Below are 10,606 nucleotides of genomic sequence, written 5' to 3'. Positions count from 1 at the left end.
GCTGGTCCACCCGTTCAGTATGTCTTTCAGACATGGCCAGTAAAAGCGCCTTATAGGCGCAGAGCAAACCACCAGTTCTACTGGTGGTTATGATTAGATTACATAGATGTAATTGAAATGAAAGAACAGTCGATGGTTCGTAAGGTAGGAGTTTGAGAAGATAAGGGTACGAAGAAACGAACCGGAGGGGAACGATCATGACAAAGATTGAAACCGTTTATGAACAATACAATCGCTCAATTTACTACTTATGCTTAAAACTTACAAAAAACCAGGCGGAAGCTGAAGATTTGATGCAAGATGTTTGGATGAAAGTTGTACGTTACGAATCATATCTTGAGAACGTGGACCATGTAAAAGCTTGGTTAACAACAATTACTATGAACACATTCCGTGACAAATACCGCAAAGATGTTCGTCGTAGCAAGCATGTTGTAATTCAACCGGACCAATTGGATGTCTCGATTCTTGACCTGATTGCAGCAGACACGCTTCCGATTGAAGATCAGCTAGCGCAAGCAGATGTGAGTGAACTGATCCAGAAGAAGCTTGGGGAACTTGACTCAATCTACAGCAAAACGGTCTTTTATTTCTATGTAAAACAATTATCCCTTGTTGAAATCGCGGAAATGATGAAAGTTTCGATTGGTACAGTGAAGTCTCGTTTGTTCCGTGCGAAGCAGCGATTACGTGAGCTTATCTTAAATGACGCGGAATCGGTGGAAATGTTGCTTGCGTAATTAGATGTGGAGCCGACTGTTCAGAAATTGTGCGAGAAGCCAGCGTGAGCTGTGAAGCGTATTTTGCTTCATAGATTGCGATGGCTTCTTGCGGGATTTCTAGGAGGCGCAACTCGATTACTTTAGATGTGGAGAACGCCACTCAAGAAACTCCGAGGAAATCAGACGTGCCCGTGAAGGCGTTCTTCAGCCTTTGCGGGTGCGGCTGATTCCGGAGCGTGTTTCTGGCGTTCGGAACTCGATTCCATTAGATGTGTAGAACGCCACTCTTCGTTATGGAAACAGTTCCCAAAAAGTACCTGGTACCCAAACAATTCCAACACAATTTATATTTATTGACAATACAACGCAGGAATGCGGATTCCAAGTGTATTATTGATGAATAGTCATGAATATCAGAATAGTGTTTGGGACAGGTACCTAAGAAACAATCAAAAGAGGATGGGACAGAACTCATTAAAATGAATAAACCGCGTAAAATCAAGTTTCAAGAACCTTGATTTTACGCGGTTTTTCTATTTCTTAATCAGCTAATCAGGCTAAGTTTTGTACTTATGACCCAGCCTCTTTGCTTATTCAGAACGCTCTTCCACAAACTCTTCGCCTGTCGAGAACCATTCTTCTACATTCCATACTTTCGTCACAAGACCTTCATAAAAATCAGGCTCGTGAGAAACAAGGACGATTGTGCCTTTGTATTCTTGCATAGCGCGCTTCAGTTCTGCTTTTGCTTGCACGTCCAAGTGATTGGTCGGCTCATCAAACAACATCCAGTTACTCTCATCAAGCATTAACTTACATAGACGGACTTTTGCCTGTTCGCCACCACTTAAACTTGAGAGAGGGCGAGAGATGTGATCGTTTTTCAGACCAGTGCGAGCAAGTGCAGCGCGGACCTGGTTTTGATCCATACTCGGGAAAGTTCCCCAAACATCATCGATTGGTGTGACGTTGCCAGCTTTCACTTCTTGTTCAAAGTAAGCAGGAATCAAAAAGTCCCCGCGACTTACTTTTCCATCAAGCGAAGGAATTTTACCGAGCATCGTTTTTAACAACGTTGATTTTCCGACACCATTCATCCCGACAAGTGCGATTTTTTCTCCGCGTTCAATTGTAAATGTAAGAGGTGGGAGAAGGGGTTTGTCATACCCGATAACCAAATGGTCAGCTTCTATGACAAAACGACTTGATCCACGTGCTTCTTTAAAGCTGAACTGAGCATCTTGTGCAGTTTCGGGACGATCAATGCGCTCCATGCGGTCTAATTGTTTCTGACGAGATTTTGCACGGCCTGTTGTCGAGTAACGTGCTTTATTTTTTGCGATGAACTGCTCTTGTTTCTTGATGAAATCTTGTTGTTTCTCGTATGCGTCGATATGTTGACGTTTATGCAGCTCCGCAAGCTCAATGAATTTTTCATACGTCGCTGTGTAGCGCGTCAGCTTCGAGAATTCTAAGTGGAAAATGACATCTGTGACAGTGTTCATAAATTCTGTGTCATGCGAAATCAACATGAAGGCATGTGGGTAATTCTTTAAATAGTTTGCTAGCCAGTTGATATGCTCTTCGTCCAAATAGTTTGTGGGCTCATCAAGTAACAGCACTTTCGGTTTTTCTAAAAGCAATTTTGCCAATAAGACCTTTGTACGTTGTCCACCAGAAAGTGCGTTTACGGGTTTTTCTAAACCAATGGCATCGAGACCAAGACCGCGTGCGACTTCTTCAATTTTCATATCAAGTGTATAAAAATCTCCAGCATCCAAGGCATCTTGAATTTCAGCCATCTCATCAAGCAGTTGCTCGAGTTCTTCTGGGGAAGCTTCCGCCATCTTCATGCCGATATCGTTCATTTTTGCTTCTTTTTCATAAAGTGGAAGGTAAGCATCTCGCAATGTATCCATCATCGAGCGACCGGGTTGCAGGCGTGTATGCTGATCCAAGTAGCCATAATGTGTGCCCGGAAGCCATTCCACGCGACCTGTATCGTGCACTAGTTCACCTGTGATGATGGACATCATCGTTGATTTACCGACGCCGTTTGCACCGACTAGTCCGACGTGTTCCCCTTCTACTAATCGGAAGGATACGTCTTTGAAAAGAGTGCGATCTCCGAAGGAATGTCCTAAATTATCTACTGTTAATAAACTCATGATTGTTCCTCAATCCTTAAAATATAGTTTCCATGAAAAGTGGCTATACGAAAAAACGCTCACTAATTAGAACTTAGCGAGCGCTTCGTTTAATTCCTGTAAGTGGACTTCTATCGCCGCTAAGCGTGCTTCTGCTTTTTCAAGCATAGCTGGATGACCTGTCGATTCAAGCTTCTCCATATCACCTTGCAAGCGTACATAATCCATTTTCAGTTCAGCGAGTTGTTGCTCTAGTTCGTGTTTTGTCATGATCATTACTTCCTTTGCGTGACAATCTACCCTTTAGTCTAACACAAACAGAGTTATGATGTGAATTCTCGAAGTTCTGCAAGTGCTTGGAGTTCTTGGAAAATAGATGAGACGTCGCATCCGTCCATGTTGCGTTTTCAAACGCTGCGACTTCGGGTAAAGCCAGAGGAATAAATGCGCGTAATCCTTTTGGGAAGTCATCTGGTTGATAATCTATTTCTTCGGTATACAGTGTTTGTAATTGATAGTCGACATAGCTTGCACCATCCCCCATATCGTCGATTACTGCTACGCGGCATCCTAGTTGATGCATAAAACGGATATCGTCTGGAATGGACTTACCCGTATCTCGAATTGTTAATGTGGGTTGGAAGTCAGCCAGGAGGTTATAGAGTTCAGGTTGCGTTGTGAAAAGAGTACAGGAAGAACCTGATCAGCCCGTTTGCTGAAGATTTTCACGGAGTCCGGCCACTTTGATTGGATTTGGGTAGCGCGCTTTTGCGCGTAAAGAGTCATTTCAGTTGTTGGGTCAAGAATATAGGCGATTTTTATAGCAATCATCCTCCTTTATCATCTATACTGCACTCTATGACAGAAATGAAAATGTATGCGAAAGGAGAGTGGGAGTCATGGATTCCTTATTAGTTGTTTTAATGGTCATTATCTTTTTGGGGATATTCTCGCAGTGGATCGCTTGGCGTTTTCGCATGCCGGCAATAGTAGTTATGTCGATAGCGGGATTACTGGTCGGGCCTGTATTAGGGTTAATCAATCCTCAAGCAAGTCTTGGTGAAATCTTCAATCCGTTGATTTCTCTCGCAGTCGCAATTATTTTATTTGAAGGTAGTTTGAATCTAGATTTTCGAGAAGTACGAACGTTTAGCAAACCATTGACTCGAGTTGTTACACTCGGCGCATTTATTGCATGGATCGCTGGTTCGCTTGCTGCTCATTTCCTGGCTGGTCTGTCATTAGAAGTTGCATTCATAATTGGTGGATTATTTATTGTGACAGGACCGACCGTGATTCTCCCTTTACTCAGACAAGCAAAATTGAAATCCAGACCGGCAGCAATTTTGAAGTGGGAAGGAATTGTTGTTGATCCGTTTGGCGCATTACTTGCAGTATTTGCGTATGAATTTATTAAATTTGCAGGCGGGACCATCACGTTAGAAGCCTTCTTGCTGTTCTTTGGGGCGTCTATTTTTGCAACCCTTCTTGGAATCGGTGCAGGATGGGGACAAGGGAAGATGATCGAACGAGGGATGATACCCGAATTTTTGAAAGCACCGATGCTGTTTGCCGTCGTATTGCTGGTGTTTGTCGCTTCAGATAGTGTGATGCATGAAACCGGCCTTCTCGCAGTTACTGCAATGGGAATTATGATGGCGAATATGCATATCGCTTCGATCAATGACATTCGGCATTTCAAAGAAAACATCTCCGTGTTATTGATTTCTACGATTTTTGTCATGTTAACAGCTTCTTTGCAACGTGAAACTTTGCTTGCAATTTTTGACTGGGGCATCATTTTGTTTGTTGTAGCGATGCTCTTTATTGTTCGACCTTTATCTATCTGGATCTCAACAATTGGCACGGAGCTAGATTGGAAAGAGAAGACGCTTATCGGATGGATTGCGCCTCGTGGAATTGTGGCGCTTACGGTGTCGGGTTATTTTGCAGGTGTATTGACGGAAAATGGTTATCAAGATGCGGACATTTTGACAGCCCTCACATTTGCACTTGTCTTTTCAACTGTTGTTTTTCACGGGTTTTCAATAGGATGGTTAGCGAAGAAACTAAATTTAGCAGCTTCTGATCGACCAGGCGTGTTGATTGTCGGCGGAAATGAGTTTACCGCTAAACTAGGAGAGTCTTTGAAAAATGATGGTGTGGAAACGTTGATTGCAGATAGTTCATGGGAGCATTTACGTTTTGCTAGAAAGCTTGGGGTTCCAACTTATAGAGGAGATATCTTGTCAGAGCAAACAGAGTATTCATTGGACTTTACCCCGTATCCTGTAATGATTGCAGCAACAGAAACGGATGCCTATAACGCGCTCATTACTTCAAACTTTGTGCCGGACATCGGGCGTGAGATGTTGTTCCAGACAGCCCCGTATCGTGCAGATAAAGAGGACTATCATCCTTCGATTGGTGGAATTGTATTGTTTGATGAAGGGGCGGACATCTATACGCTTGCTCGACGTATAGCAACAGGTCATGTAATCCGAAAAACGATGATTACGGAGAAGTTTACAGAAGAAGATTACGTTGCTACAAGACCGGAAGAGAGTTTGATTCTTTATGTGAAACGAGCAGATGGGACGATTCAGTTCTGGGCGCCGAAACGAAAGCTATCACTTAAGACAGGGGATACAGTCGTTTCATTGACACCACCTGTGAAAGAGATGGAAAAGGCAACTAGAAAAGTGGAGCAGGCTCGATCAGAAATGACATAAAATAAACGAAAAAAACGAGGCCGAGCGATGAAAGTCGCTCGGCCTCGTTTTACTTATTTATCAAACTTTAACCCTTTCAACGCTTCCGCTAACGTGTTGTTAACAGGCTCATCTTGTTGTTGCTGCTTCATAAACTTCTGCACACTGCGCTTGTCTGCTTTTCCAGTGCCTTGTTGCTTCCGGCGCGCTTCAAATGCGGATAACTTCTCACGGTGTCCGCACTTACAGACGAAGATCTGACCATCGCCTTCGCCACGTAGCTCAAGTTTTTTCTTACATTGTGGGCAACGTGCGTTCGTGACACGAGAGACATTTTTGCGGTGTCCGCATTCGCGGTCCTGGCACACGAGCATCTTGCCTTTTTTACCGTTCACTTCAAGCATCGGCTTGCCGCAATCTGGGCATGTCTTAGATGAGATGTTATCATGCTTGAATTTCGCATCGCTTGACTTGATTTCTTGTACAATTTTTTCTGTATACTGTTTCATCTCTGTGATGAATACATCTTTTTTCTTTTTTCCAGTGGCAATTGCTTCTAACTGTGTTTCCCACTCAGCTGTCATTTCAGGAGAGCGCAAGTCAGCAGGGACGAGGTCAAGTAGTTGCTTGCCTTTAGATGTGACATGAAGATCTTTACCACGCTTTTCAATCAAGAACGAGTTAAAGAGTTTCTCGATAATATCAGCGCGTGTTGCAACTGTGCCCAGTCCACCCGTTTTCTTTAACGTGTCTGCTAACTGTTTATTGGAATCTTCAAGATAGCCAGACGGGTTTTCCATCGCACTCAGTAGTGTAGCTTCAGTAAAACGAGCAGGTGGCTTCGTTTGACCGGAAGTCTGACGCACATAATCAATCGCAAGCTTCTGTCCTTTTTCAAGCTTTGGCAAACGCTGTTCTGCAATTTCCTCGTCGTCATCCTCTTGTAAGTTTTTCACTTCATGCCAGCCTTCTTGAAGAACAGTTTTCCCTTTTGCGAAAAATTCTTCTGAGCCAACTTTTGTGACAACTGTTAACTGCTCAAATTCATGCGCAGGAAGAAGGACAGCTAAGAAGCGTTTCACAACAAGGTCATAAATTTTTCGTTCTTTGTCATTCATCGCACTCAAGTTCACAGTTTCCTCTGTTGGAATAATGGCATGGTGATCCGACACTTTTGCATCGTTCACGAATGAACTAGAAGCTTTGATAGGTTTCGTCAAAATCTTATTGGCAACTGTTCGGTAATCGCTCACCGCACAAGCTTTCAAGCGTTCAGCAAGTGTCGGGACGATATCACTCGATAGGAAACGTGAATCGGTACGCGGATACGTCAGTACTTTGTGCTGTTCATACAATTTCTGCATCGTACTAAGTGTTTCTTTTGCAGAGAATCCGTAGCGTTTGTTCGCATCACGTTGCAATTCCGTTAGATCATAAAGAGCAGGAGAGTATGTTTTTTTCTTTTTCACATCGAGTGACATGATGACCGCTTCTTTCGATTCGACAGCTTCCACGAGTTGCTTGATTTTGGTAGCATCAAACGAGCGACTTGCCCCAGATTTGGCATCACGCCACGTGAGGGTCAAGCCTTCTTTCGTCATTGCCTGCACACCATAATACGTTTGTGGTGTGAACTTTTTAATTTCCTCTTCACGTGCTGCAATGATAGCAACGGTCGGGGTTTGGACGCGACCCGCAGAGAGCTGCGCGTTGAAGCGCGTCGTGAGTGCACGTGTTGCATTCAGTCCGACATACCAGTCTGCTTCTGAACGAGCAACCGCTGCATGGTACAGATTTTCATACTTTTGACCAGGCTGCAGTTTGGCAAACCCGTCTTTGATTGCTTTATCCGTAACAGACGAAATCCAAAGACGTTGAATCGGTTTTTTTGCTTTCACTTTTGCGAAGATCCAACGAGCGACTAGTTCGCCTTCGCGACCGGCATCTGTTCCGATAATCCAGCCGTTCACATCTTTTCGTTCGAGTTGTGCTTTTACCGCGTGGAATTGCTTACTTGATTGGCGAATGACTGTTAGTTTCAATTTTTCAGGCATCATCGGCAAATCTTCTAAATTCCAAGTCTTGTACTTGTTGTCATACGTTTCAGGGTCAGCAAGTGTCACTAAGTGGCCGAGTGCCCAAGTCACAATATAGTTGTCGCCTTCTAAAAAGCCGTTTCCTTTTTTCGTGCATTTCAGGACACGCGCGATGTCACGGGCAACAGATGGTTTTTCTGCTAGAACTACTTTTTTCATACACTAATCTCTCCTTCATGTGTCCCTATCTTACCATATCAAGGGCTTGACCTCATGTCGTATACTTAAAGGAGTGTATGAGAAAGAAGGGTTTAATGTGAAAAAGAATTACGTCGTGCGCTGGAGCGTGTATTTAATCGGGCTCTTGTTAATGGCGCTAGGAATAACACTGACGATTAAAGGGAACTACTTAGGGATCGGACCATGGGACGTGTTGCACGTCGCGTTGTTTCAATTGTTTGGATTGACGATTGGGACTTGGTCGATTCTTGTAGGCTTCTTGTTGATTTTGGTCGTATTTGTCATTGAAAGGCGCATCCCGCTCCTTGGAACCTGGTTGAATATTTTGTTGATTGGTGCATTCATCGATATTTACAACTGGTTGCTTCCCGATCCGGAATCGGTTGTGGTTCAATCAATCGTGTTCGTTTTAGGGGTCATCGTGATGGGAATTGGTGCAGGTACATACGTCGCTGCTCGAGTGGGTGCAGGCCCGCGTGATTCCATTATGATGATGCTTGTCGCGAAGACGGGTGCGAAGGTGAAGACGGTGCGAACGTCAATGGAGATGGGCGTTGTGTTGCTGGGATGGCTACTCGGTGGTCCTGTGGGAGTCGGGACCTTACTGATTGCATTTGGTCTTGGACAGTTGGTTCATTATACATTGCCCGCGGTTGAAAAATTGATTGAGAAGCTGTCTGGAGAACCTTTCGATGTGAAGGTAAAGGCAAAACCGGTCATTAAATGATACACTACTACTGACTACAGCTAGGAAAGGAAGAAAACTATGTCAAAATCACTCGATACATTTTTAGAGAAAAATCTAAATGAGTTAAAAGAGCAAGGCCTCTACAACGAAATCGATCCAGTAGAGGGTCCAAATGGTCCGATTATTAAAATCGGTGGCAAAGACCTCATCAACCTTTCTTCAAATAACTATTTAGGACTTGCAACAAATGATGAATTAAAACGCATCGCAAAAGAAGCAACAGATAAATACGGAGTAGGTGCAGGGGCTGTTCGTACAATCAATGGAACGCTAGACCTTCACGTGAAACTAGAGGAGAAGCTTGCGGAGTTCAAAGGAACAGAAGCAGCGATCTCGTACCAATCTGGTTTCAACTGCAACATGGCAGCTATCTCAGGTGTGATGGATAAAAATGATGCGATTTTATCGGATCAATTGAACCATGCATCGATCATTGACGGATGCCGCTTGTCGCGCGCAAAAATCATTGCTTACAAACATAACGATATGGACGATCTTCGAGCGAAAGCGAAAGAAGCGAAAGAATCCGGTCTTTACAACAAAATCATGGTCATCACAGATGGCGTGTTCTCTATGGACGGCGACCTAGCGAAGCTTCCAGAAATCGTAGAAATCGCACGCGAATTCGACTTGATCACGTATGTAGATGACGCGCACGGATCAGGCGTCATGGGTAAAGGAAAAGGAACTGTGAAGCACTTCGGTCTAGAAAAAGAGATCGACTTCCAAATCGGAACACTATCAAAAGCAATTGGTGTTGTGGGTGGCTACGTAGCCGGTTCAAAACAATTGATTGACTGGTTGAAAGTTCGTTCACGTCCATTCTTGTTTTCGACAGCTCTTCCACCAGGGGATGTAGCCGCGATCACAGCAGCTATCCAGATGCTGATCGACTCAACAGAACTACACGACAAACTTTGGGACAACGGAAACTACTTTAAAGCAGGTCTTGAGAAGCTTGGATTCGATATCGGTCATTCAGAAACACCAATCACACCGACAATCATCGGAGACGAGAAGCTGACTCAGCAGTTCTCAAAACGTTTAGCGGAAGAAGGCGTCTACGCAAAATCAATCGTCTTCCCAACAGTTCCAAAGGGGACAGGGCGTGTTCGCAACATGCCAACTGCGGCCCACACAAAAGAAATGCTCGATGATGCTTTAGCGATTTATGAAAAAGTCGGAAAAGAGCTCGGTGTCATTAACTAAATACGTATTTGAAGCCCTGCGCTTGGAGAGATGTATCTCTCAGGCGCGGGGGTTTTTATTTTGGAAACTACTCCCATTTGGTGCCAGTCACCATTTACCATCTCGTACCAGTAAATCCCTCCACCCAGAACGTCATTTCCTGGGTGGGTTTCCCACAAGGGGAATGTCACCTTTAAGAAAGCTGGTCGGTTTCAAACTGAACGAACGTTCATCGGATGAATACGTAATTTATTCTGCACTAATCAGGATTTCTTCTACTGAAACTGATTTTTCTTCTACACTAAACGTGATTTCTTCTACCGAAGTCATATTATGGAAACTAACACAAAACTCAGACCTGATTTCCTAAGGGCCTTACTAGTAAGATCTTATGACTCTTACAATCGACAAGAGAAGGTAGTGAGTTCCTGACCGTGTGCAATCTTTGTGATTTGCTGCTGGACATCTAGATTTTGAAGACGCATCATCGCACTTATCGAAACTAAAGTTTAGTGTAGTGGAGGGGCTGACTCCAGTGGGATTCCAGTCTGCCGTGAGATCCCGCAGGAGCATGCGACGAGGAAGCTCACGCAGCGCCCTCGGAAAGCAGCCCCACAACGGAACTCAACTTTTCTAGAGCAGCGTTCTCCACATCTACATGGAATCGAGTTGCGCCTCCTAGAAATCCCGCAAAATGCCATCGCGGTCTATGAAGCAAAGAGCGCTTCACAGTCCACGCTGTCATTTCGCACAATTTCTGACCAGTCGGCTCCACATCTAAAGATTTCCTCGGAGTTTCTAGAGTGGCTTTCTC

Annotated in this window: 8 protein-coding genes; 4 read left to right on the top strand and 4 right to left on the bottom strand. The window is 44.2% G+C overall.

Annotation, left to right across the window (positions count from 1 at the left end):
* Positions 1 to 197: 197 nt before the first annotated feature.
* Positions 198 to 740: an RNA polymerase sigma factor gene (locus JOD03_RS05545; RefSeq protein WP_204589845.1), complete on the top strand. Its 543-nt coding sequence runs from the start codon at positions 198 to 200 to the stop codon at positions 738 to 740.
* Here the strand turns inward: JOD03_RS05545 and JOD03_RS05540 are convergent.
* The 3 genes from JOD03_RS05540 to JOD03_RS05530 form a co-directional block, all read right to left on the bottom strand.
* On the bottom strand, positions 697 to 882 hold the full coding sequence (locus tag JOD03_RS05540; protein ID WP_204589844.1) for a hypothetical protein: 186 nt from the start codon (positions 880 to 882) through the stop codon (positions 697 to 699). The two genes, JOD03_RS05545 and JOD03_RS05540, sit on opposite strands and share 44 nt — an antisense overlap.
* Positions 883 to 1,312: 430 nt before the next feature.
* Positions 1,313 to 2,890 (bottom strand): ribosomal protection-like ABC-F family protein, encoded by a 1,578-nt coding sequence (abc-f, locus tag JOD03_RS05535; protein ID WP_204589843.1) that lies wholly within the window; start codon positions 2,888 to 2,890, stop codon positions 1,313 to 1,315.
* A 66-nt stretch (positions 2,891 to 2,956) separates the two neighbouring features.
* On the bottom strand, positions 2,957 to 3,139 hold the full coding sequence (locus tag JOD03_RS05530; RefSeq protein ID WP_204589842.1) for an SE1832 family protein: 183 nt from the start codon (positions 3,137 to 3,139) through the stop codon (positions 2,957 to 2,959).
* A gap of 629 nt (positions 3,140 to 3,768) precedes the next feature.
* On the opposite strand from JOD03_RS05530, the gene JOD03_RS05525 reads away from it, so the two are divergent.
* Positions 3,769 to 5,601 carry a cation:proton antiporter gene (locus tag JOD03_RS05525; RefSeq protein WP_239584847.1) on the top strand — a complete coding sequence of 611 codons (1,833 nt, stop codon included), beginning with the start codon at positions 3,769 to 3,771 and terminating at the stop codon, positions 5,599 to 5,601.
* Positions 5,602 to 5,654: 53 nt separating this feature from the next.
* Here the strand turns inward: JOD03_RS05525 and JOD03_RS05520 are convergent, their stop codons facing one another.
* Positions 5,655 to 7,835, bottom strand: coding sequence for a DNA topoisomerase III (locus JOD03_RS05520; protein WP_204589841.1), 2,181 nt, complete (start codon positions 7,833 to 7,835; stop codon positions 5,655 to 5,657).
* Positions 7,836 to 7,932: 97 nt separating this feature from the next.
* Between JOD03_RS05520 and JOD03_RS05515 the strand changes: the two genes are divergently transcribed.
* Entirely contained in the window at positions 7,933 to 8,583 is a 651-nt protein-coding gene (locus JOD03_RS05515) for a DUF6198 family protein (RefSeq protein WP_204589840.1), read from the top strand.
* 39 nt (positions 8,584 to 8,622) lie between these two features.
* Positions 8,623 to 9,813 (top strand): glycine C-acetyltransferase, encoded by a 1,191-nt coding sequence (locus JOD03_RS05510; RefSeq protein WP_204589839.1) that lies wholly within the window; start codon positions 8,623 to 8,625, stop codon positions 9,811 to 9,813.
* The last annotated feature ends 793 nt before the right edge of the window (positions 9,814 to 10,606 follow it).

The organism is Chryseomicrobium aureum, from assembly GCF_016909155.1.
Taxonomy (GTDB): Bacteria; Bacillota; Bacilli; order Bacillales_A; family Planococcaceae; genus Chryseomicrobium; species Chryseomicrobium aureum.
This window is presented reverse-complemented; position numbering and strand designations above follow the sequence as displayed.

What these genes read in the sequence shown, in the direction of transcription:
- JOD03_RS05545 (WP_204589845.1), top strand. Translation starts at nt 198, where the DNA reads ATGACAAAGATTGAAACCGTTTATGAACAATACAATCGCTCAATTTAC.
- abc-f (WP_204589843.1), bottom strand. Translation starts at nt 2,890, where the DNA reads ATGAGTTTATTAACAGTAGATAATTTAGGACATTCCTTCGGAGATCGC.
- JOD03_RS05530 (WP_204589842.1), bottom strand. Translation starts at nt 3,139, where the DNA reads ATGACAAAACACGAACTAGAGCAACAACTCGCTGAACTGAAAATGGAT.
- JOD03_RS05525 (WP_239584847.1), top strand. Translation starts at nt 3,769, where the DNA reads ATGGATTCCTTATTAGTTGTTTTAATGGTCATTATCTTTTTGGGGATA.
- JOD03_RS05520 (WP_204589841.1), bottom strand. Translation starts at nt 7,835, where the DNA reads ATGAAAAAAGTAGTTCTAGCAGAAAAACCATCTGTTGCCCGTGACATC.
- JOD03_RS05510 (WP_204589839.1), top strand. Translation starts at nt 8,623, where the DNA reads ATGTCAAAATCACTCGATACATTTTTAGAGAAAAATCTAAATGAGTTA.